Source organism: Ewingella sp. C233 (assembly GCF_055407225.1).
Map to the genome: position 1 here is coordinate 23,113 of NZ_JBUZRI010000009.1, position 22,269 is coordinate 45,381.

Annotated in this window: 21 protein-coding genes; 10 read left to right on the plus strand and 11 right to left on the minus strand. The window is 52.9% G+C overall.

Going from position 1 to position 22,269, the window contains the following annotated elements; translation table 11 throughout:
• Window positions 1-10: 10 nt before the first annotated feature.
• From ACZRKO_RS22125 to ACZRKO_RS22145, 5 genes are all read right to left on the minus strand, one after another.
• Window positions 11-2,758 (minus strand): VirB4 family type IV secretion/conjugal transfer ATPase, encoded by a 2,748-nt coding sequence (locus tag ACZRKO_RS22125; protein WP_145483697.1) that lies wholly within the window; start codon window positions 2,756-2,758, stop codon window positions 11-13.
• A 9-nt stretch (window positions 2,759-2,767) separates the two neighbouring features.
• The gene (locus tag ACZRKO_RS22130; protein ID WP_145483699.1) at window positions 2,768-3,061 is read right to left on the minus strand and encodes a TrbC/VirB2 family protein; all 294 of its coding nucleotides are present in this window, start codon (window positions 3,059-3,061) and stop codon (window positions 2,768-2,770) included.
• A gap of 9 nt (window positions 3,062-3,070) precedes the next feature.
• Window positions 3,071-3,739, minus strand: coding sequence for a lytic transglycosylase domain-containing protein (locus ACZRKO_RS22135; RefSeq protein WP_145483701.1), 669 nt, complete (start codon window positions 3,737-3,739; stop codon window positions 3,071-3,073).
• A gap of 20 nt (window positions 3,740-3,759) precedes the next feature.
• Window positions 3,760-3,984, minus strand: coding sequence for a hypothetical protein (locus ACZRKO_RS22140; protein WP_008815931.1), 225 nt, complete (start codon window positions 3,982-3,984; stop codon window positions 3,760-3,762).
• Window positions 3,985-4,062: 78 nt separating this feature from the next.
• Entirely contained in the window at window positions 4,063-4,518 is a 456-nt protein-coding gene (locus ACZRKO_RS22145; RefSeq protein WP_016361119.1) for a transcription termination/antitermination NusG family protein, read from the minus strand.
• A 258-nt stretch (window positions 4,519-4,776) separates the two neighbouring features.
• On the opposite strand from ACZRKO_RS22145, the gene ACZRKO_RS22150 reads away from it, so the two are divergent.
• From ACZRKO_RS22150 to ACZRKO_RS22165, 4 genes are all read left to right on the plus strand, one after another.
• Window positions 4,777-5,139, plus strand: a complete 363-nt coding sequence (locus tag ACZRKO_RS22150; RefSeq protein WP_008815933.1) for a helix-turn-helix domain-containing protein — start codon at window positions 4,777-4,779, stop codon at window positions 5,137-5,139.
• Window positions 5,140-5,645: 506 nt separating this feature from the next.
• On the plus strand, window positions 5,646-6,563 hold the full coding sequence (repA, locus tag ACZRKO_RS22155; protein WP_064645521.1) for a plasmid replication initiator RepA: 918 nt from the start codon (window positions 5,646-5,648) through the stop codon (window positions 6,561-6,563).
• A 572-nt stretch (window positions 6,564-7,135) separates the two neighbouring features.
• Window positions 7,136-7,378, plus strand: a complete 243-nt coding sequence (locus ACZRKO_RS22160) for a type II toxin-antitoxin system ParD family antitoxin (protein WP_000124732.1) — start codon at window positions 7,136-7,138, stop codon at window positions 7,376-7,378.
• Window positions 7,371-7,655, plus strand: coding sequence for a type II toxin-antitoxin system RelE/ParE family toxin (locus tag ACZRKO_RS22165; RefSeq protein ID WP_040118335.1), 285 nt, complete (start codon window positions 7,371-7,373; stop codon window positions 7,653-7,655). Before ACZRKO_RS22160 ends, ACZRKO_RS22165 begins: the two co-directional genes overlap by 8 nt.
• A 68-nt stretch (window positions 7,656-7,723) precedes the next feature.
• On the opposite strand, the gene ACZRKO_RS22170 is transcribed toward ACZRKO_RS22165, so the two are convergent.
• The 3 genes from ACZRKO_RS22170 to ACZRKO_RS22180 form a co-directional block, all read right to left on the minus strand.
• Window positions 7,724-7,912 (minus strand): plasmid partition protein ParG, encoded by a 189-nt coding sequence (locus ACZRKO_RS22170; RefSeq protein WP_064759408.1) that lies wholly within the window; start codon window positions 7,910-7,912, stop codon window positions 7,724-7,726.
• Between the two features lie 348 nt (window positions 7,913-8,260).
• Window positions 8,261-9,265 (minus strand): IS110-like element IS5075 family transposase, encoded by a 1,005-nt coding sequence (locus ACZRKO_RS22175; protein WP_000427614.1) that lies wholly within the window; start codon window positions 9,263-9,265, stop codon window positions 8,261-8,263.
• Window positions 9,266-9,343: 78 nt separating this feature from the next.
• Window positions 9,344-12,310: a Tn3-like element ISPa38 family transposase gene (locus ACZRKO_RS22180; RefSeq protein ID WP_003100881.1), complete on the minus strand. Its 2,967-nt coding sequence runs from the start codon at window positions 12,308-12,310 to the stop codon at window positions 9,344-9,346.
• Window positions 12,311-12,384: 74 nt separating this feature from the next.
• Between ACZRKO_RS22180 and ACZRKO_RS22185 the strand changes: the two genes are divergently transcribed.
• The 4 genes from ACZRKO_RS22185 to ACZRKO_RS22200 all read left to right on the plus strand — a co-directional run bounded on the left by ACZRKO_RS22185 (window position 12,385) and on the right by ACZRKO_RS22200 (window position 13,988).
• On the plus strand, window positions 12,385-12,675 hold the full coding sequence (locus ACZRKO_RS22185) for a nucleotidyltransferase family protein (RefSeq protein ID WP_001247892.1): 291 nt from the start codon (window positions 12,385-12,387) through the stop codon (window positions 12,673-12,675).
• Complete coding sequence (locus tag ACZRKO_RS22190; RefSeq protein ID WP_001293886.1) at window positions 12,672-13,073, plus strand: HepT-like ribonuclease domain-containing protein; 402 nt, start codon at window positions 12,672-12,674, stop codon at window positions 13,071-13,073. Before ACZRKO_RS22185 ends, ACZRKO_RS22190 begins: the two co-directional genes overlap by 4 nt.
• A complete protein-coding gene (locus tag ACZRKO_RS22195) occupies window positions 13,063-13,419 on the plus strand; it encodes a cupin domain-containing protein (RefSeq protein ID WP_000215515.1) in 357 nt (118 codons plus the stop codon). Before ACZRKO_RS22190 ends, ACZRKO_RS22195 begins: the two co-directional genes overlap by 11 nt.
• A gap of 254 nt (window positions 13,420-13,673) precedes the next feature.
• Window positions 13,674-13,988, plus strand: coding sequence for a hypothetical protein (locus ACZRKO_RS22200; protein ID WP_000091613.1), 315 nt, complete (start codon window positions 13,674-13,676; stop codon window positions 13,986-13,988).
• 426 nt (window positions 13,989-14,414) lie between these two features.
• Here the strand turns inward: ACZRKO_RS22200 and nhaA are convergent, their stop codons facing one another.
• Entirely contained in the window at window positions 14,415-15,596 is a 1,182-nt protein-coding gene (gene nhaA / locus ACZRKO_RS22205) for a Na+/H+ antiporter NhaA (RefSeq protein WP_004194048.1), read from the minus strand.
• Window positions 15,597-16,255: 659 nt separating this feature from the next.
• Window positions 16,256-16,861 carry a recombinase family protein gene (locus tag ACZRKO_RS22210; protein WP_000509966.1) on the minus strand — a complete coding sequence of 202 codons (606 nt, stop codon included), beginning with the start codon at window positions 16,859-16,861 and terminating at the stop codon, window positions 16,256-16,258.
• 94 nt (window positions 16,862-16,955) lie between these two features.
• Between ACZRKO_RS22210 and ACZRKO_RS22215 the strand changes: the two genes are divergently transcribed.
• Together ACZRKO_RS22215 and ACZRKO_RS22220 are read left to right on the plus strand one after the other, a co-directional pair.
• Complete coding sequence (locus ACZRKO_RS22215; RefSeq protein WP_414072872.1) at window positions 16,956-19,853, plus strand: Tn3-like element Tn5403 family transposase; 2,898 nt, start codon at window positions 16,956-16,958, stop codon at window positions 19,851-19,853.
• Window positions 19,854-20,066: 213 nt separating this feature from the next.
• Window positions 20,067-20,764, plus strand: a protein-coding gene (locus tag ACZRKO_RS22220) for an IS1-like element IS1A family transposase (protein WP_103215986.1) whose coding sequence is annotated in 2 segments (ribosomal slippage) — window positions 20,067-20,316 and window positions 20,316-20,764 — 699 coding nt in all. Because the reading frame shifts where the segments join, the coding sequence is not laid out codon by codon here.
• A gap of 124 nt (window positions 20,765-20,888) precedes the next feature.
• Here the strand turns inward: ACZRKO_RS22220 and ACZRKO_RS22225 are convergent.
• Window positions 20,889-22,118, minus strand: a complete 1,230-nt coding sequence (locus ACZRKO_RS22225) for an EAL and HDOD domain-containing protein (RefSeq protein WP_016241607.1) — start codon at window positions 22,116-22,118, stop codon at window positions 20,889-20,891.
• Window positions 22,119-22,269 lie beyond the last annotated feature (151 nt).

A 22,269-nucleotide genomic window follows, 5' to 3' on the forward strand; every position in this document is an offset into this window, starting at 1 on the left:
TTATTTCCTTTCAGAGAGCGAGTTGCAGGTAGCGTTCCAGCCAGTCGTCCGGCTTCATGCCGTCCTGAAACACAGAGTCAAAGATTTCGAGGTTGTCAGCGCTGCTGCTTAACACTTTCGTGTAAGTCCCCAGCCCGGACAGATCAAGGGTGACGAGTGCCGCAAAGTTGCGTAAGTCACCTTTTTTAAGGGGACTTTTCACTATCACGAACTGCCGTGACAGCGGATCGAGATTCTTAATGATATCGAATATTTCCGGGGCGACTTTCAGGCCGTCAACGTAGTCTTTACGGTCGGCCTTCGGGTTCGCCGTAAAGAATTGCGTACCGCACTGCTCCACCACGGCAGGGGCTATCGGATTGGTCAGTATTTCCGCCGGTGACTGCGTGCCAGGAATAAACAGGCCATTCAGCTTGCGGATAACTTTTAGCACGTTAAAGGCGAAGTCAGAAAAGACCGGGTCGTTGAGCCATTTCCAGAATTCATCCATGAAGATCACCAGGCGTCGCCCGTCGAGCAAGCTTGTGACGCGATACAGCAGGTAAAACGAAATCGGCGCACACACGTCGGCATCGTCCAAAAACTCCGTGCCATCGATGCCGAAGTTATCGCATTCGCCAATATCAAACGTGTCCAGGTCATTATCGAAAACCCAGCCGTATTCGCCACCCTGCGCCCACTGTGACAGCCTGACGCGTAACCCGTTTTCCTGCGCTTCCTTCGTTGGCGGCTCGGTGAGGTTCTCCAGCAGTCGCGTAATACCAAACCCACGGTGTTCAGCCGGTAACTCCTTCATGACCGCATCCACCGCCTGGCTAAGACGTAGCTCGTCGCGCGGGAACAAGGTTTGTCCGTTGCGGGTACAGAGTATGCGCATCAGCTTTTTGATGAAGTTCAGATTGCGCTTAGTTGGGGGAAGGCGGAAGGGATTCCAGCCGGTAGGTTCACCGCTTTTCACCTTATAATACTGCCCGCCCAGCGCCCTTATGTTGAGTTCCGCCCCCCTGTCTTTATCAAAATAAACGGTAGTAAGACGCTGCGTTTTAGCCTGCGGCGAAAAACTTTCGGGTTGCCGGTATTTCTGCATCATGTTTTGAATGAACGTCATCAGCATCGTTTTACCCGACCCTGCGGTGCCGATAACGCTGGCGTTCCCTAAGTTTTTCTCGTTGAAATCGTCCTTGTTGAGCAGGGAATTATGCAAATTCATGTAGTACGCGCCGCCCGACGGGGTTTTGAGAACGCAAAGCGCTTCACCCCAGGGGTTTTTATCCCGTTTCCCCGTATAGAAGTTATGGAATGACGCCAGTTCTGCAAAATTCTGGCTGCTGATGGGGACAAGTCGCGGCCTTAGCGTGTATACACCCGGCATTTGTGCCAGGTAGGCGGCAGGCAGCGACAACGTGGAGAGCGTCGGGGTGATGCCCAAATCGGTGAAGGCGTTGATCAGGCTATTTGTGTCTTTAATCAACCGTTCCGTGCCGGGTGCCGATACCATCAGGGAGAAATGATATTTACCAAAGGCAATGTGTCCGGCCTGCAACATGTCCAGGGCAACAAATAAGTCTTCCTGCTGCGAAATGGCATCATCTTCCGTGCTGCGTAAACGCTTGGCCGTCTGCTTTATGTGCTTTTGCGCTTCATCTTTCGCCATACAGGTAAAAGACTGGGTGATCACATAGTCACACGGGGCATACAGCAACACGTTCATTATCCCGGTGAAGGATTCCGGTGCGTAGTCTTTCACTTCCAGCCCACGGAAGAAGGTCTTTCCGTTCACGTTATTGCTTTGCCCAGCATCGCCGGTGAAAAACAGGTCGGTTGTGCCGAGCGTTTCATAAAATGGCGTGCGCGTAACGGCTGTTTTCTGCCAGACGCCGCTTAACAGCCGCCGATAGAAAGACAGTTGCGACGAAAATACGCGGCCATTTTCTTCATACGCCCCGAGTTGGTTCGCGGTGAAACGTGACAGGGACGTGCCGACCGTCTGGCCGATCTCCAACATCTCTTTTAATGCACTGTCTAACGCGTGTTGCTTCTGTCCGTCGGACATGCGTTTGCGCTCTACCTTATCCAGCCCGACAAAGGGCATATAGCAGGCGGTGAAGAACAGGCGATTATGGCGGAAAGGATGGTTTTCAATCGTCGAGTAGTACCGTTCACTGACCGTATCGGCAAAATCGTTACCCGACTTCCCGTCAAAGTGATCGTGGTACGTTTCACGGATATTGTGAACGTAAAACGTCACCGGTCGCCCCTCAAAGGACTTGATCAGGTTATTAAACTGACCAGACAGAATGTCGAGATTTTCTTCCGTATCACATTCAAACGCCGTTCCGCCAATTTCCCACGTTGCGATCAGATCGCTACCTCGGGTTTTAATGACGTTTTCATGAATGTGCGACGAATACGGAATGTGCTTGGTGAGCGTGACCCGTTCGTTAAGTCGCATAGTGTTGATGAACTCCGTGATGTCTACGGCGTCGTAGTCGTTCGCCAGGAACGCCGTTGCACCGTAGTGGGTGTTGCACGTCTTATTGCCCCGCGTTTTCAGTCTTAAAAAGGCTAATCCGAAAATATGGGCATCCTTCCGAGCCATCTGGTTCATGACAAACCAGCTTACCGGCAGGAACAGCAACAAAAGTTTAGTGAGGTATATCGCCAGCAGGATAATTGCCCCGCTGACGATAACTAACGGCACCATCGGAATGCCAAACAGCATAGCGGGGCGCGTCAGAGCTTTATTAAGCGTGACCATGTCCGCTCCTTAGCTCATCAACAGAGCGCCGATTTCTGCACCGCTGGCAATAAGAATGCCGCCAATGATGATCCCTTTACAGTCGTGAAGGCTTTTGCCGTCCCATAACACTTTGTAGCCCACCCAGATAACGGCGATGGTAATGGTGACGATGGCCAGACCGGTGAGGCCAGACGAGATTTTTTCCAGCAATGTTTCAGCTTTAGCGAACCCGTCCGCGAATGCTGGTGAGGACAGGGCAGCAGACGCCGCGATAGCAACAAGGTGAGCAGGAGCGTTTTTGATAGAGCGTAAAAATTTCATGATATTTCCTTATTTAGATGTAATGACTACAAATTCCCCCCGCACAACCTGTGACGGGAAAGAAACGGATGTAGCCGGGTTAGGTGACGCCTGCGCGTCGGAGGTGATGAGATCGCCGCGTACAATACCTTTGGGGTAACGTATCTGCGGCGTGGGTGCTGCATTGCCTGGTGTGGCGTTTTGCTTTTCTTGATCGGCCTTGCTGGAAGGCACGACATATTTTTGCGCGGGTTTGTAACCCATCCGCTGTACATAGCTGGTTTTGGAAAATGCGGCTTCGGGCTTCTGGCCGGTATCAAAGTTGCCGGAGTAATAGCAACTCAGCGCCCTTTTCAGGGTGCCGCCCCGGAGGTAGCAGTCAGTGATGATTTTTTCGAAGACGGTCAGGTTGGTGCAGGGATTAAACAGTTGTTTTGCAGTGACACCGTAACGGGAAAAATTAGCCTGGTTGATTTGCATCAGACCAACTGAGTAATTTTTACCTTTCGCCTTGAGCTGGTCGATATGATCAAGAGCGTCATTTATGTTGCTGGGGAAAAGCCCTTTTTTCTGGCCGACAACCCCGATAGCAAAGGGATTCAAGCCAGATTCGACCCTAGCTACATCATGCGATGTATCCGGGTGAATGGTTGGGGCGCATTGCATGGCCAGAGTCAGAAGCACGGCGGATGAAATCATTTCTCCTCCTATTAGATGGTTTATTCCTCTTCAGCGGGGGGAGCCTTCTGCAACTGGTTAAGCAGTGAGGCATGGCCTTTTTTGGTGAATTCATCAATCAGGTAGTGAAGGAATGTTGTTGTCTTGATATTGGTGTTGGATAAATAACTGATTTCACGAGCATGTTTTGCTAACAGTTGGTAACGCTGTTGTCCGATATAAATCACCGACGTACTCGTTGGCTCGCCCAACTTCTTTTTCGGCATGGGGATGGTTACTCCTATTAAAAAGACACCGCAGGGTATCGCCCGCAGTGCTGGTATGTATAAAAAATGAGGTCGGGTTTAAGGGTTAGACGATTGCAGCAGGTGTGAAAAAGCAACCTGCCGTTGTTCTATCGACTTGATAAGCGAGATTTCCTGAATTTTTAGCAGCAAAGTGGACGAGATATTACGGCACTCAATAGCTTGATCGTCATTGTTCAACGCAATCAGCCGAGCGCATTCAATCGCTGATATCACTTTCTGGGGAACGGTGCAGGCATCGGAACCGAAGCGAATGAAGCCGACAGCCCCAGGGATAGACGAAATTGTTGAGGTGTGGATTTTATTGATATCAAAAGAGAGGAACAAATAATTAGGGAACAACACTTTTTCCTCGATCCGAACCGAATTGCAGTCGGTTCGGTGAGAGACTCTTACATAGCGAGGGCAAAAAACACTAACCCCTAATCCATTGACTCTTTTAGTGATTTTACCAACATCCTGAGCCTTGCAGTACAGCACATACCATAAGTTCATGTTCCCATCCTTGTGGGCACAAGCCCCCATTTTCCGCCGTGCTAGCTTGGCGGAAACTAGAACGAGCGTACTCATAAACATGATAAAACAACTGTATATAAATACAGTAATGTTATTATATTCAGTTGTTTTGGTGTGTCAATCTAAAGAGTCTTAGAGATTACATTACTTTATGATACAAAATCAACCATGATTCGTATTGTGGACATTGATATCGAATGCGCCTTGTAAGATTAGACTCCCAAAAAGGGGGTGAACATGGTGCCGAAAAGATTGCGAGAAGCGCGAGAGGCTGCGGGGATATCGCAAGAAAAATTATCTCAACTTATTGATATAGATGGTAAAAACTCAAGATCGAGGTTGTCGAGTTACGAAGTCGGAAGGACGGAACCCCCTTTTAGCTTGGTAGTTAAAATCGCAAGACTGCTGGATTATCCTGAGTATTATTTTTATACAGTGGATGACGATATGGCTAAGAATATGCTTGAGGTGCATCGTAATAGGGTTAACCCAGAAGAAAACCTTCAATACTATACTTTGGAGGAAAATAAAAAATTACGTAAACAGAATGAAGAAGCCAGAAAATTATTAAAACAACTAAACGAGTGCTTGAAAGACTAGCCAGCACAGCTCGCCGCAGCCTTTGATTGAGGCGGAGCGCAGCCATAGGCGAGCACTGAACACTCAAAGCGAGGAAGCGGAATTTTCACTGAATTAACAAAGAAATGCGTTCACTCTGAATCTACATAGACAAGAGAAAACACCTGTTGATATTCACAATATTAATAATGTTTAGACTCAATATCTCTATGAATTGATTAGGTAAATTAGATATGTTCTTTGCGGGATCTTTTGGTGGGGGAATTGATCGTTGCTTCACTACGTGGTAATTTACCTGCGTTTACAAGTATTCATACGGGTGGGACGTTCCCGGTAATAGCGTCTAGGGAAAGGGTGATAGGGGCAAAAGCCACACCCTGAATGCAAAAACCCCCTGAAATCCCAACTCGAACTTGGCGGAACGAAGGATATTCAGGGGGTCGAAAGCAGGCGCGGCGCCTGAAAAGGATTATAGCAAATGCGTAACCTAACACAACCCCCCCACACCGCCATAAGTGCTGGCGGGTGTGAATAACCAGATAAATTCTACCCAACAAAACCCAGACAAGCGTCATCGTGGCGAACATTCTACAGCCTGTAAATGTCCGTTACCGCTCTACGTGCGTCCGGCGCATTATAAACCTCTCAGTAAACAGCATGGTCGAGCCTTACGTAACCTTATGAGCCAGGACAAAACCTCTGGTGCCTGGGTTATTCGTCGTCGTGTTTCTGCCGATCCAATCTTCACTTTTTTGCGACCTGTCGCGGACAGAAAAAGAGCTTTCCGTGAAGTACGCCGGCGTTTGCTCGATGCATTGTTTGTGCTTTTCGTCAACAAAGCCGATCTTGCTACCGGTATTGTCACTATCAACATCACTAAGCTGGCTGAAGAACTCAGTCCACGGAATGAAGATGGCCAGATCATCCCTGAAACTGCCGTGACGGTATCCAGGGTGTCGCGTCTGATAGACGAATTGGCGAGGTTTGGCATAGTCCTTGCGCCTGAAACTGAGTGGGATTATGTGAACGGGTGCCGTTTTCCTAAGCATATAATCATTACAGAAGAAGGCTGGCGTCTTACCGGTGTGGATATGGACAAGCTACGAGCCGAGCAAGAAGAACGCCTACGCGCTATTGAGGACGGCATTCTACAACCCGGTGAGGCTATGACAGTAAAAGAAGCCCGTAAGCGCTGGTATGAACGTTGCCGCCATCAGACGATACTCAGCCGCCGTACACGCGCTATTGAGGGCAAACAACGGCGTAAGCTGGCCGAATTACCGTTCGATGAGCGAAAGCGTCAGGTGGCCGAGCGTATTTTCCGTGATATGAAGGGTGATATACACCATCTAACCCCTCAGCAGTTTGAAAAAATGGTCTGGACTCAGCTTTACCAGCTTGAACTGGTAAATATGGAGCAGCCAGGCACAGCCCCGCCTCACTAACCCGCCCTCTTTTTACTAATCCGATTCCCTGCGGAGGATGTTCGTTGTCCATCTGCTAAAACAGCTCGTTTTTTAGTCACCATTATCACGATAACCTCACCGATATTTGGTCAAAACCCCAATCAACACCGGCGTTATATCTTTTATGCACACTTACCTGCAAATAGGTAAATGGGACTATCTGCAATCAACCAATAGTTAGCTGCAAAACAATCAGGTCTTCGACCTACTTAACTTCATTAAAGATCTACTTATTCGCTGGATAAGTTCTGTGGATAACGGGGAAAACCGATAATGACCGCCCTTGCAGCGGCCAGATGGCCGCGCCGGTTCGGCATGGTCGCTATGCTCCCCAAAAGACTTTAAGTAGCACCTCCGGCCTTAGCCGGAGGCATGGAGTCAACGAGACGCAATGCAGCGAAAAGGCGCTTTTCGCCCTTACCTACTTCATCGCTAAAAGTAAGCTAAAAAACCAGTCTGGCAGGAAGGGGGCGAAATCCGTTTGGGTGTATTCGTTGACACCAGGAGCAAGTATTCCTATCATTGTGTTGATAGTTAACACAGGGGGCGTTATGGCCAGAACAACAAGCGTTACGATTGGCGAACAACTCGATTCGTTTATTAGTCGATTAATAGACAGTGGCCGTTACGGCTCTGCGAGTGAAGTTATGCGTTCTGCGCTGCGATTGCTGGAGCAACAGGAAACAAACGATGAAGTTATTCGTCAGGCTGTTATTGCTGGGCTGGAAAGCGGTGAAAGCTCGCTATCACTGCGGGATATTGCAGCACAAAGAAAACTGAGACATCGTGTATAAACTCACTGAACGGGCAGCAGACGACTTCGCCGGGATTTATGATTATACGCTCTTGAAATTTGGTGAAGCTCAGGCAGACCATTATACCGACGCACTTGAGGCATTTTTCGAGACACTGGCCGGAATGCCAGATATGGGACGTGACTACCATGCCGTTCCTGGTGTAATGCGCATTGAATTTCAGCGACATGCCATTTTTTATACGGTTCGTGATACGGATATTCTGATTGCGCGTATTTTGCACCAACAGATGAACCATAAACGCCATTTACTGTAAGTCTAAACACGCTGCCGCGCTTTGCTTGGCCAACACCGATCTGGCACATAAAAAGTTTATGCACCAGATCAGTGTTCTCGGTAAGGATAGGTGTGTTTTTGAGTTAATGTGTTTTTACTCATTTGAGTCTTTTGGCTGTCATTTTCTTTCAGCCAATTATCGACCAAGTCCTTTATCACATCAGTAATAGATGTGCCTTGTTTTGTACTCGCAGCTTTGAAGCGGATATGTATCCTAGGCCGCCTTTCGAGTATCATAGGGGTCAGTTTGGATATCGAAAATTATTGTACTATAAGGACTTCCCCGGCATGTCAAAGCCGGTATTTATGGGGTCGTCTCAGAAAACGGAATCTATGGTCACTCCCGTTTTTGCAACACCGATTTTGACGACAAGTTGGCTTGCTTGAATCTATCCGGCGTCTGAATGGGATTTTATTCCCGCGCCTCGATGAGTTCCGCGCCTGATGAACCTCCAGAAAATATACGGCTTCAATGAGCCTTTCCGTTTTACAGGTTCCTCAACAGGCCGGTGGGCCGTTAGTATCATCAATATCAGTATTCGCAAAACCAGATGAATGATTGTTTAAACTGGTGTATTTCTGCCTTTATGCTTCGTAAGTTTGCTGTCGCGCCGTCAGTGCCCAGGCTATTCTGGCCAGCTTGTTTGCCAGAGCACAGGTGACGACAAAGTTGCTTTTCCGACACAACAACTCCCTGACCCAGTCGGCCAACTTGCCAGACTGGTGTTCCAGTTTTTGTATGAATACCCTGGCACACTGAACCAACAAAGTTCGGATCTTTTTGTTGCCCCGCTTGCTAATCCCTAACAATGTCGTCCGACCTCCCGTGCTGTACTGTCGGGGTACCAGCCCTGTTGCCGCCGCAAAGTCACGGCTGCTGGCGTACTGCTTCCCGTCGCCAATCTCAGTTGAAATAGTACTGGCAGTCAGCGTTCCAACGCAGGGAATACTCAGCAAGCGCTGTCCAACCTCATCTTCGTCCAACTTTCGTTTCAACTGAGATTCCAGATCTTTAATCTGCTCAACAAGATAGTGATAATGCTGTTGTAATTTCAGCAGTAACTGGCTGAGATAAAGAGGCAAACTACTGTCCTCAAGAAGGGTACTCAGTCGACTAATAACGGCAGCACCTCGCGGAACGCTGATACCAAATTCCAGCAGAAAAGCATGCATCTGATTAGTTGTTTTCACCTTATCCTGAACCAGGGATTCACGGACACGATGCAGAGCTCGCATTGCCTGCTGAGATTCGGTTCTGGGCTGCACGAAACGCATAGATGGACGTGATGCTGCTTCACAGATAGCTTCAGCATCAACGAAGTCATTTTTGTTGCTTTTAACGAATGGGCGGACAAATTGCGGTGATATCAGCTTTGGAAAATGCCCTAACTCTGCCAGCTTGCGTGCCATAAAGTGAGAACCGCCACAGGCTTCCATCGCGATGGTTGTTGCCGGGCATGTCGCCAGAAATTCGATTAGCTTTGGTCGGGTGAATTTTTTACGGTAAACGGCCTTCCCACGATGATCCTGACAATGAATATGGAAAGAGTTCTTACCCAGATCGATACCAATAAGCGCAATGTTTTCCATGATGGTTCTCCGAATGAAAGCCTGTCCTCAGCATAGTACTGGGAAGGAGGGAGTGACCATCTCATTAAATAAAGCACGCTAAGCCGGTTGCAGCGGCCGTAGCGGCCTGAACTTGCCCGCGCCGATCTTGGCGCTGCTGCGCCAGAGGTAATCGCCGGTCAGGTTGATGTGCTCCCAGCCGAGCGGCGACAGGTACTGCAACAGGCCGTCATCGACGGCTTGACCGTGGCCACGCAAGGCGTTCGCGGCCCGCTCCAGATAGACCGTGTTCCATAGCACGATGGCCGCCGTCACCAGGTTGAGGCCGCTGGCCCGGTAGCGCTGCTGCTCGAAGCTGCGGTCGCGGATTTCCCCCAGGCGGTTGAAGAACACGGCGCGGGCCAGCGCGTTGCGCGCCTCGCCTTTGTTCAGCCCGGCATGCACGCGGCGGCGCAGCTCGACGCTTTGCAGCCAGTCCAGGATGAACAGTGTGCGCTCGATGCGTCCCAGCTCACGCAGGGCGACGGCCAGGCCGTTCTGGCGCGGGTAGCTGCCAAGCTTCCTGAGCATCAGCGAGGCCGTCGCCGTGCCCTGCTTGATCGAGGTGGCCATCCGCAGGATTTCATCCCAATGGGCGCGGACGTGCTTGATGTTGAGCGTGCCGCCGATCATCGGTTTCAACGCCTCGTAGGTGGCATCGCCCTTCGGGATGTAGAGCTTGGTGTCGCCCAGGTCACGAATGCGCGGGGCGAAGCGGAAGCCCAGCAGGTGCATCAACGCGAAGACGTGGTCCGTGAACCCTGCCGTGTCGGTGTAGTGCTCCTCGATCCGCAGGTCGGATTCGTGATACAGCAGGCCGTCGAGCACGTAGGTCGAGTCGCGCACGCCGACGTTCACGACCTTGGTGTGGAACGGCGCGTACTGGTCGGAGATATGGGTGTAGAACGTCCGCCCTGGGCTGCTGCCGTATTTCGGATTGATGTGGCCGGTGCTCTCGGCCTTGCTGCCGGTGCGGAAGTTCTGGCCGTCCGACGATGACGTGGTGCCGTCGCCCCAATGCTCGGCGAAGGGATGTCGGAACTGCGCGTTGACCAGCTCGGCCAGTGCCGCCCCGTAGGTTTCGTCGCGGATGTGCCAGGCTTGCAGCCAGGCCAGCTTGGCGTAGGTCGTGCCGGGGCACGATTCCGCCATCTTGGTCAGGCCCAGGTTGATCGCGTCGGCGAGGATCGTGGTCAGCAACAGGTTTTTGTCCTTGGCCAGGTCGCCTGACTTCAGGTGGGCGAAGTGCCGGGTGAAGCCCGTCCATTCGTCTACCTCCAGCAGCAATTCGGTGATCTTGACGTGCGGTAGGATCATCGCCGTCTGGTCGATCAGGGCCTGTGCGGTATCGGGCACCGCCGCATCGAGCGGCGTGATCTTCAGGCCCGACTCCGTGATGATGGCGTCCGGCAGCTCGTTGGCCAGCGCCATGCGGTTGACGGTGGCGAGCTGCGTTTCCAGCAGCGTCAGCCGGTCATGCAGGTACTGGTCGCAATCGGTGGCCACGGCCAGCGGCAATTCGCTGGCCTGCTTGAGGCTGGCGAATTTCGCGGGCGGCACCAGGTAGTCCTCGAAGTCCTTGAACTGGCGCGAGCCTTGCACCCAGATGTCGCCGGAGCGCAGCGCGTTCTTCAGCTCCGACAGCGCGCACAGTTCGTAGTAGCGCCGGTCGATGCCGGTGTCGGTCATCACCAGCTTCTGCCAGCGCGGCTTGATGAACTCGGTCGGCGCGTCGGTGGGCACCTTGCGGGCGTTGTCGCTGTTCATGCTGCGCAGCACCTCGATGGCGTCGAGTACGTCCTTGGCGGCGGGCGCGGCCCGCAACTTGAGCACGTCGAGAAATTCCGGCGCGTAGCGGCGCAGCGTGGCGTAGCTCTCGCCGATGCGGTGCAGGAAATCGAAGTCCTCGGGTTGCGCGAGCCGCTGCGCTTCGGTGACGCTCTCGGCGAAAGCATCCCAGGACATGACGGCCTCGATGGCGGCGAACGGATCGCGGCCCGCTTGCTTGGCCTCGATCAGCGCCTGGCCGATGCGCCCGAACAGCCGCACCTTGGCATTGATCGCCTTGCCGGATGCCTGGAACTGCTGCTGATGCTTGTTCTTGGCGGCATTGAACAGCTTGCCCAGGATGCGGTCATGCAGGTCGATGATTTCGTCGGTGACGGTGGCCATGCCCTCGATGGCGAGCGCCACCAGGGTCGCGTAACGCCGCTGCGGCTCGAACTTCGCCAGGTCGGCGGGCGTCATCTGGCCGCCCTCGCGGGCGATCTTGAGCAGCCGGTTCTGGTGAACCAGCCGCTCGATGCCGGAGGGCAGGTCGAGCGCCTGCCACGCCTTGAGGCGTTCGATGTGTTCCAGCATGTGCCGCGAGTTCGGTTTGACCGGGGATTGCCGCAGCCAGGCCAGCCACGTCGTCTTGCCGTTGTCGCGGCGCTTGAGCAGATCGTCGAGGCGACGGCGATGCACGTCCGTCAGCGGCTCAGCCAAGGCGTCGTAGAGACGCCGGTTGGCGCGGGTAATCGCTTCGGCGCTCGCCCGCTCGACGGCGTTGAGGGCGGGCACAATGACCGACTGCCGCCGCAGGTGCTCGATCAAGGCTCTGGCCAGCACGATGCCCTTGTCGGTTTGCATGGCCAGCTCGGTCAGCAACTGGACAGCCTGCCGGTAGTGGCCAATCGTGAACGGCTGGAAGCCGAACACCGTTTGCAGCTCGACCAGGTGCTCGCGTCGGGTCTGCTCACGCTGCCCGTACTCGTCCCAGCTTTCGATGCCGACCTTGAGCTGGTTGGCGACCAGTCTCAGCAATGGCGGGAACGGTGGCTCATCAGCGCCAAGGATGACGCCGGGAAAGCGCAGGTAGCAGAGCTGCACCGCGAAGCCCAGCCGATTGGCCGGGCCGCGCCGCTGCCGGATGATGGAGAGGTCGCTTTCGCTGAACGTGTAGTGACGGATCAACTCATCCTTGGTGTCCGGCAACGCCAGCAGGCTTTCGCGCTCGGCGGCGGAGAGGATCGAACGGCGGGGCATGCGGTTTCCTTCTTCTTGAAATTCTATTCTTGATTGCATATCATCTCAACGAGTTTCGATAAGAAAGGATGCGCATGCGACCGTCTGTTGTGCTTGACATGAAGCGAAGCGCAGTGCGTGAAGCGGTAGGCCGCTTTCGCGCCGCGAACCCGCGCGTCTTCGGCTCGGTGCTGCATGGCACCGACCGGGATGGCAGCGACCTCGACCTGTTGGTCGATGCGCTGCCCGGTGCCACGTTGTTGGACTTGGGCGATTTGGAAGAAGAACTGAAATCGCTGCTCGGCGTTGACGTCGATCTGCTGACTCCCGGCGACCTGCCGCCGAAGTTCCGGGCCAAGGTGCTCGCGGAGGCGCAACCGATATGAGCGAGAACCGCCTGCCCGATTACCTCGACCACATTCAGCAGGCCGCAACCGATGCGCGCAGCTTCGTGGAAGGGATGGCCAAGGACGACTTCTTGGCCGACAAGCGCACCCAGCAGGCCGTCATCATGAGCCTGATCGTCATCGGCGAGGCGGCCACAAAGGTGATGGATGGCTACGTCGAGTTCACCCAGGCGCATGCCGACGTGCCGTGGCGCAGCATGCGCAATATGCGTAATCGCATGGCTCACGGCTATTTCGACATCAACCTCGATGTGGTGTGGGAGACGGTACAGGAATGGCTGCCGGCGTTGCTCCAGCAATTGCCCGCCGTGCGTCAGGATGCCGACGATGAAGACCGTAACGACAACTGTGAAAGAGGGATCTCCGATGACTGTTGAATCGAGAATATTTTCTGTAGCCGAGTATGTTCAGCCGTCCGAAGGCGAGCCTATTCGTTCCGTTGTGCTTGAAACCCGAGACTCAATTATCGTGGTTTGGCATGTCCATCCCGGGCAGGAAATTGCGGCTCACATTCATCCTCACGGCCAAGACACGTGGACTGTTTTGTCGGGAATGGCTGATTACTTTCAGGGCAATGGGATTGTTCGTGCCCTCAGGGAAGGTGAGATAGCCGTGGCAAGACCGGGCCAAGTGCACGGGGCGCGAAATACAGGTACCGAGCCATTTGTGTTAGTCTCGGTTGTGGCATCAGCCAATGCCGGTTTCGTATTGGCTGAGCGATAGAGCCCAATCTCTGGAGTTGGTCCAATGAGCGGTCGGGGAGATAGGTAACAGACATGCAGCGGACACGGCTGCTAAACCAGGTCGCAAACCTCCTTGCGTCGCAGCGTGCCGCAAGCGACGCGATCAATCGAATGGGGTCGGCATGAGACTGAACACCATCCAGTTCCCGACCGCGTAGCCGCCTGTCCTGCCGATCAGGTCTTGACCATCGACGCCTGGGATCAGTCCTGAATGTTCTTGGAGACCACTACGTTATGAGCCGCAGCCGCCGCAAAACACCCATCGTCGGGCACACGACCTGCGGCAGCGAGCGCGAGGACAAGAAGCTCTGGCATCAGCGCTGGCGCACCCGTGAGCGCACGGCGCTGACCAGCGCGTCGCCCGAAGCCCTGAGCGCCCATCTGCCCCTGCTGGAAAACCAGGCCAGCAGCGTCTGGTCGATGGGCAAGGATGGCCGCTCCTACTGGCCCGTCAAGCGCCAGGCCGCCACGGCGGATCGCATCGCCAATCACAAGGGACGCAACCCGCAAGAACGCGCCTCCCTGAAAAAGCGCCTGCTTACACTGTGATTCCTTCAAAATATCTCAACGAAATTTCCCGACACCTGTTTAAGCTATCTTGCTGATATTTCTGTTTTTCGATTTTTGCCGGCGCGATGCCGGCGACGTTGGCCAGCTGCCCCGGGCGCGATACTGAGATCAGTTTCTTTGAACAAAAAAACCGCCTTTTGGCGGTCAGTATTCAGTAGCGGGGTTAGAGGGCCAGTCGTGTAAAAAACCACGTTAGCCGACTATTTATTTGAATAACATAATATTTTAACTGATATGCCAGCGTTCATCCTGACTTATCTGAACAGGGCTCCGCCTGTAAAATGTGAAAGATAGAAAGGTAATTATTTATAATAAAATTAAATAATTTCAATTTTCTCTTCAGAATATACACTGACAGTGTGAAAAAACCCCCGTTATCACGGGGATTTTCCTGTAGATAATACGTTACCTGACTTGCTTAGAAGGCGCAAAGCGCAGTATCAAAATACCGGCCAGAGCGGCCAGTATGGACCCTGCCAGAACCCCCACCTTGACCTCATCAACGAGCAGAGGGCTGCCTGTAAAGGCCAGATTGCCGATAAACAGGCTCATGGTAAAACCAATCCCACACAGTACCGAGACACCATAAACCTGTAACCAGGTACTTTTCTCTGGTCGTTTCGCCAGGCCCAGGCTGACGGCCAGTAGCGACAGGCCAAAGATACCTGCCTGTTTACCCAAAAACAGGCCCAGCGCCACGCCTACCGGAACCGGCGACAACAGGTCATTCATCGTCATGCCCGACAACGCGACGCCCGCATTGGCGAAGCCAAACAGCGGCAGTATCATAAACGTGACCCAGGGGTTGATGGCATGCTCAAGCCTGTCCAGAGGCACTTCATCAGCCGCATTCCTGGTTCGCAGCGGGATAAAGAACGCCAGCAGGATACCCGCGACGGTGGCATGCACGCCTGACTGAAGCATGAAAAACCACAGTACTCCCCCCGTCAGCAGATAGGGCAGCAGGCGCGTCACGCCGGCACGGTTCAGGCTAAACAGCAGAGCAACCATTGCCGCTGCACCACCCAGCATCAGAAGCGAAATGTTGCTGGTATAGAAGAGCGCGATGATAGCCACCGCCCCCATGTCATCCAGAATAGCCAGCGCCGACAGGAAAATTTTTAGCGAGACTGGCACACGACTGCCCAGTAAGGCGAGTACACCGAGCGCAAAAGCAATATCCGTGGCCGCCGGGATGGCCCAGCCGGAAAGGGTTTCGTCATGACCGGCATTAAACCCCACGTAAATCAGGGCAGGTACGGCCAGACCACCCAGTGCGGCAAAGCCCGGCAACGCACGCTGGCTCCAGGTGGCTAACTGGCCGGTGACAAGCTCACGCTTGATTTCCAGCCCGACCATCATAAAGAATACGGCCATCAGGGCATCGTTTATCCAGTGCTCAACGGACAGGCCTGCTGTTTTGTATTTCAGGAGTGTTTCATAACCTTCCCTGAGGGGCGAATTGGCCACGATGATAGCGGCTGCCGAAGCAATAATAAGCACAATACCGCCCGCTACAGGTGAACTGAAAAAATTAGAAACGGGCTTGATAACTTTTCTGGTTAATCCGATTGGGTTTTCTGTCACTTAATCTCCCCCTGAGATGTTGACTTACGAATTGTGAATCAGGCAACCCAGAGACTGTGCACTCCAAAAATGCAATGCACAGCCTGATTGACTGATGTAAGAAATTTAGATAATTAAATTAATAAGTTAAATTCGGTCGGTCTGTGGTTACATTTTATCATGCACCGTCAGGTAAATGGCCGCCTTCAGGTAAATTATCGTAAAGCGAAGCCTTGGCGGGGCTAGGGTGCGTTTCCATTCTGAGAAATTTGCTCAGTCTGTTTCCAGAACATGGCTGAAATTTACTATCCGCCGCGTGTCAGTAAATAGTATCTGTCAGTAAGAGCTGGCAACGTAAACTGACACGGGTAGTGATGGAAAATGATTACACAGGACACCGTTTGCAGACAGATGCTGCTCTGAGCCGCATTATCCTGAAAAGCCTGAACAGCAGCTGATGGATAATTATCCGTCCATGCCGGTGACGAATGGCTGTCAGAAAAGACATACCACAGGTCAAAATGGCGCATTTCGTTAACACTGAGGCCAGAAGTTTTGGGCTGGATATATTTATTGCTTGCCGGATGCTGTGAGATCTTTTACGCGGCGGCCATTCCGCGGACCGACGGGTTCACCCGGTTATGGCCGGGGTCGGTTCCGGCTGAGGGCGAAATGACACCCTAAGCGTTAGCTCTGTGTCGTTGCACGATGTCAGCGACGGTATTCTTGCTGATACCGAGCTCGCGTGCGATCCAGCGATAGCTGCGTCCCTCGGCCCTCATCGCAACCACCTTAGGCAAAAGTCGGTCTGATTTTGGTCGCACTCCGGCCTGACGACCAAGCCTCTTACCACGTGCCTTCGCAACAGCAAGGCCTGACTTGACCCGCTCGCTGATGAGATCCCGCTCAAACTCCGCAATGCCGGAAAGAAACGTCGCCAGCATTCGTCCATACGGCGACGAAAGATCGAACGCCATTCCATTCATGGCTATCACGGAAACCTTCCAGTTCTCCAGTTCACGTAGCGTATTGAGCAGATCGAGCGTCGAGCGCCCCCACCGGGAAAGCTCAGTGACCAGGATTGCATCAATTTGTCTGGACTGGGCAAGCGCCAGGACTTTCTTTCGCTCGGCCCGGTCGAGTTTAGTTCCTGAACCTGTTTCCTTAAATATTCCCACCACGTCGTAGCCGGCACGGCCGGCGAAGGCTCGCAGATCAAATTCCTGGCGTTCACAAGACTGATCCGCTGTTGAAACCCGGCAGTAAATGGCGGCACGATGTCCCAATTGAACCCTCCTGGATTTTTGTATCGGAACGCCCTGATTTATATGGGCTGGCTGTTGTCCAAAACAGACTATACTTCAAAAGGGACGAATTTGTATGTCACGACGCCATATTTTCACCGAACGGCAGCGAGCAGCGCTGTTCGATCTGCCCACGGACGAACTGTCGCTACTGAAGTTCTACACGCTGGGCGATGATGACCTGGAAAACATTAGGCAGCGCCGCAGACCGGAAAACAGGATTGGCTTTGCCCTGCAACTTTGTGCCTTACGATATCCGGGCCGTGCACTGGCTCCTGGTGAGATGATCCCGCGTGAAGTCCTTTCCTTCGTCGGTGCTCAGCTTGGAGTTCCGGCTGATGCGCTTCTCACTTATGCCACACGGCGCCAAACCCGTCAGCAGCACATGGACACGCTGCGCGAAATTTACGGCTACAAGACCTTCACGGGCCGTGGTGCCCGTGATCTGCGTGAGTGGACTTTCGGCCAGGCCGAAGATGCCAGATCAAACGAGGATCTTGCTCATCGTTTTATTGTGCGGTGTCGGGAAACTTCCACCATTCTGCCCGCAGTATCGACAATCGAGCGCTTGTGCGCGGATGCTCTGGTCGCCGCTGAGCGGCGGATTGAAACGCGGATTGCGGAAAATTTAACAGCGGATGTTCGCGATCACCTGGACAAACTTCTGAGTGAAATGCTCGCCGGCAATATCAGTCGTTTCATCTGGCTTCGCAACTTCGAGGTTGGTAACAACTCGGCTGCTGCTAACCGTTTGCTCGACAGGCTCGAATTTCTGCGTACCCTGAATATCAATCATAGTGCTTTGGCCAGCATACCTGCCCATCGCATTGCCCGGCTGCGTCGGCAGGGTGAACGCTACTTCACCGACGGTTTGCGTGACATCACTTCGGACCGCCGCTGGGCGATCCTTGCCGTCTGTGTTGTGGAGTGGGAAGCGGCGATTGCTGATGCCATAGTCGAAACCCATGACAGGATCGTAGGAAAAACCTGGCGGGAAGCGAAGCGCCAGCATGACGAAACAATTTCCGGCTCTAAAGCCACACTCACGGATACGATCCGTACCTTCACCGCGCTGGGAGCTTCGTTGCTTGAGGCCCGCAGTGACGGAACCCCGCTGGAGATGGCTGTCGCCAGTTCGGTTGCATGGGACCGGCTCGCTCAACTGGTAGCGACAGGGACTCAACTCAGCAACACGCTAGCCGATGAGCCTCTTGCATATGTCGGGCAGGGATACCATCGCTTTCGTCGTTATGCGCCCCGCATGTTGCGCTGTCTGAAGCTCGAAGCCGCGCCGGTCGCCGGACCATTGGTAGCAGCAGCTTTGTCGATCGGAGAGATGAAAGGTGTTGCATCGCCAGAAAGGCGTTTCCTGCGGCCCAGCTCCAAATGGAACCGTCATTTACGAGCTCAGGAAAAAGGAGATACCCGTCTTTGGGAAGTGGCGGTACTCTTTCACCTCCGGGATGCTTTTCGTTCCGGAGATGTCTGGCTCGCTCATTCGCGCCGCTATGGTGACCTCAAGCAGGTACTGGTGCCGATGATCGCGGCGCAGGAAAATGCAAAACTGGCCGTGCCTTCCAACCCACAGGATTGGCTGGCAGACAGAAAGGCGCGACTCACGATCGCTCTTAAGCGGCTGGCCCGGGCTGCCCGTAACGGCACTATTCCGCACGGTAGCATAGAAGATGGAACGTTGCGGATCGACAGGTTGACAGCAGACGTGCCGGATGGTGCCGAGGCACTCATACTGGATCTGTATCGCCGAATGCCGTCCGTTCGGATTACCGACATGCTGCTTGAAGTTGATGCAGCCCTTGGTTTCACAGATGCGTTTACCCATCTGAGAACCGGGGCTCCATGTCGCGACCGGATCGGTCTGCTCAACGTCCTGCTCGCTGAAGGGCTCAATCTGGGCCTGCGTAAGATGGCGGAAGCTACAAACACGCATGATTACTGGCAGCTCTCACGCCTTGCCCGCTGGCATGTTGAAAGCGAAGCCATGAACCAGGCATTGGCAATTGTGGTGGCCGCGCAGGGTAAACTGCCGATGTCACGCGTCTGGGGGATGGGCACGTCAGCATCGAGCGATGGTCAGTTTTTCCCGACAGCGCGGCATGGCGAAGCCATGAACATGGTCAATGCCAAATATGGTTCTGTTCCCGGCCTCAAAGCGTATACTCACGTAAGCGACCAGTTCGCGCCATTCGCTTGTCAGTCGATCCCGGCGACCGTGAGCGAGGCACCGTATATTCTCGATGGACTACTGATGAACGAGGTCGGTCGCCATGTTCGCGAACAGTATGCCGATACAGCAGGATTCACCGACCATTTGTTCGGAGCCAGTAGCCTGCTCGGCTACAATCTCGTTCTGCGAATCAGGGATCTGCCATCGAAGCGGTTGTACGTATTTAATCCCGATACGACCCCCAGGGAGTTACGCAAGTTGGTAGGTGGAAAAGCCCGGGAGGATCTTATCGTTGCGAACTGGCCTGATATTTTCCGTTGTGCCGCGACGATGACCGCTGGCAAAATCAGGCCCAGCCAACTCCTGCGCAAGCTCGCTTCTTACCCACGACAAAACAACCTTGCAGTTGCGCTTCGTGAAGTTGGTCGTATTGAACGGACCCTTTTCATTATTGAGTGGATCCTGGATACGGACATGCAGCGGCGTGCTCAGATCGGTCTTAACAAGGGAGAGGCCCACCATGCGCTCAAAAATGCGCTCCGTATCGGGAGGCAGGGGGAAATTCGCGATCGCACGACAGAGGGGCAGCACTACCGAATCGCTGGGCTCAATTTATTGACTGCGGTGATCATTTACTGGAATACCGTCCATCTTGGTCATGCCGTCACGGAGCGGCGGAACGAAGGGTTGGATGTTCCCCCTGAATGTCTTCCCCACATATCCCCATTGGGCTGGGCGCACATTCTACTGACTGGCGAATATCTTTGGCCCAAGGAACCGAAAGCTTAGGGTGTCATTTCGCCCTCAGCCGGAACCGACCCCAAATAGGCACAGCCCGCAGAGGCAGTATCGGCAGAAACGGATTTTTTCTCCAGAATTTTTTGAGCACTTTTTTTTGCTTTAGCTAGGGAAGGTGCGAATAAGGGCACTGTTGCAAAGTTAGCGATGAGGCAGCCTTTTGTCGGTGATGCTAGTGTATGATGGTGTTTTTGAGGTGCTCCAGTGGCTTCTGTTTCTATCAGCTGTCCCTCCTGTTCAGCTACTGACGGGGTGGTGCGTAACGGCAAAAGCACTGCCGGACATCAGCGCTATCTCTGCTCTCACTGCCGTAAAACATGGCAACTGCAGTTCACTTACACCGCTTCTCAACCCGGTACGCACCAGAAAATCATTGATATGGCCATGAATGGCGTTGGATGCCGGGCAACTGCCCGCATTATGGGCGTTGGCCTCAACACGATTTTACGTCACTTAAAAAACTCAGGCCGCAGTCGGTAACCTCGCGCATACAGCCGGGCAGTGACGTCATCGTCTGCGCGGAAATGGACGAACAGTGGGGATACGTCGGGGCTAAATCGCGCCAGCGCTGGCTGTTTTACGCGTATGACAGGCTCCGGAAGACGGTTGTTGCGCACGTATTCGGTGAACGCACTATGGCGACGCTGGGGCGTCTTATGAGCCTGCTGTCACCCTTTGACGTGGTGATATGGATGACGGATGGCTGGCCGCTGTATGAATCCCGCCTGAAGGGAAAGCTGCACGTAATCAGCAAGCGATATACGCAGCGAATTGAGCGGCATAACCTGAATCTGAGGCAGCACCTGGCACGGCTGGGACGGAAGTCGCTGTCGTTCTCAAAATCGGTGGAGCTGCATGACAAAGTCATCGGGCATTATCTGAACATAAAACACTATCAATAAGTTGGAGTCATTACCGATAATAGTGTCTCGTTGTGTCTGGATAAGCGGATATAACGGCGTTCACCGGTATTTCTTTAATTAAAAAAATGATGTGTATGACTGATTTGTCTTGTGATAAATATCCTTAACAGACGGCGAGCTCGTCCGCCCATTTTGTTGCGGCCTGCATGGTTTCTATAACAGTGAACTCGCTGATATTGAGGGTATTACATATTTTCGCGGTTTCCTCCCAGTTAAGTTTCTCATAACATAACGACAGGGTCAGTATGTCAAAAAGTTCACCTTTATGTTCACAAAGCGCGGCAGTTACGTTTTGCGGGATTGAAATCTGTTTAATTAAATCGTCCATGGGGAGTTCAAGAATGACATCCAGCAATGAAAACAGACCGCATATAAATGCGTTATAGGATAATGAAACATTATTTATTTTTCCGGCAATTAATTCGCAGAATTTTCCGCGAACCATGCTCAGATGATAAAGTTCACTGATGCCGGAACGCCCCATATTTGAAAGGGCGGCCACCGCAACAAACCGCCGGAGTTCTTTGCCCCCCAGATACATCAGCATTTCTTTCAGGGTAAGATTGTCCGCCTGAATTATGCCATGTGAGTTAAACAGCATGTTTCTGACGTAGCGCATGATTTTATATGACAGCGTCAGATCGGTTTTAAGCAGACGTTCGACCGCGGCAAAGTCCGGGTTTTCCCTGTTCACCTCCATCATCAGCCTGGAGAGTGGCAGGGGGTTCTGGGAAAGGCATTTATTTCTGAGGATTTCCGGGCGACTGAAGAAAAATCCCTGGAAAAGCGCGAAACCCGCCCGGCTGTAAAGCTCAAACTCGTCCCTTGTTTCCACTTTTTCAGCAAGGAATTTTATGCCCTGCAGAAGCTGACTTTTTCTGTGGATATATTGCCGGATATCTTCATAGTCATTGTCTCTGACATCAAATTTGATGACAGAAATATACTGCATAAAGCGGTCCCATTCATCATCCATCGTGAAATCATCGAGCGCAAGCTGGTAACCCCTGTCGTGCATATCCTTTACGGCACAGAAAAGCGCATCATCCGGGACTGCATTTTCCAGAATTTCGATGACCACTTTTTCATTCGGCAGCGTATCGCCCAGTCCGTTAATGATCATCTGGTGCGGCACATTAATAAAAGAACTGTGATTGTTGGCTATACGGGGAACAGGGATGCATAAAAACTGGTCAGAAATCATTCTGGACGTGGCGTATTCTGGTGAAACATCGGGAAAGGCATTGTTCATTCCGTCCCTGAAAAGCAGCTCATAAGCGACGGTCTGCATTTTTGTGTCAAAAATAGGCTGGCGTGCGATAAATGAATACATATTCCCGGTCCCCAGGTCAGCGTTATAATTTTTAGAAATGTAACCTTTCTATGGCACTGTTGCAAAGTTAGCGATGAGGCAGCCTTTTGTCTTATTCAAAGGCCTTACATTTCAAAAACTCTGCTTACCAGGCGCATTTCGCCCAGGGGAT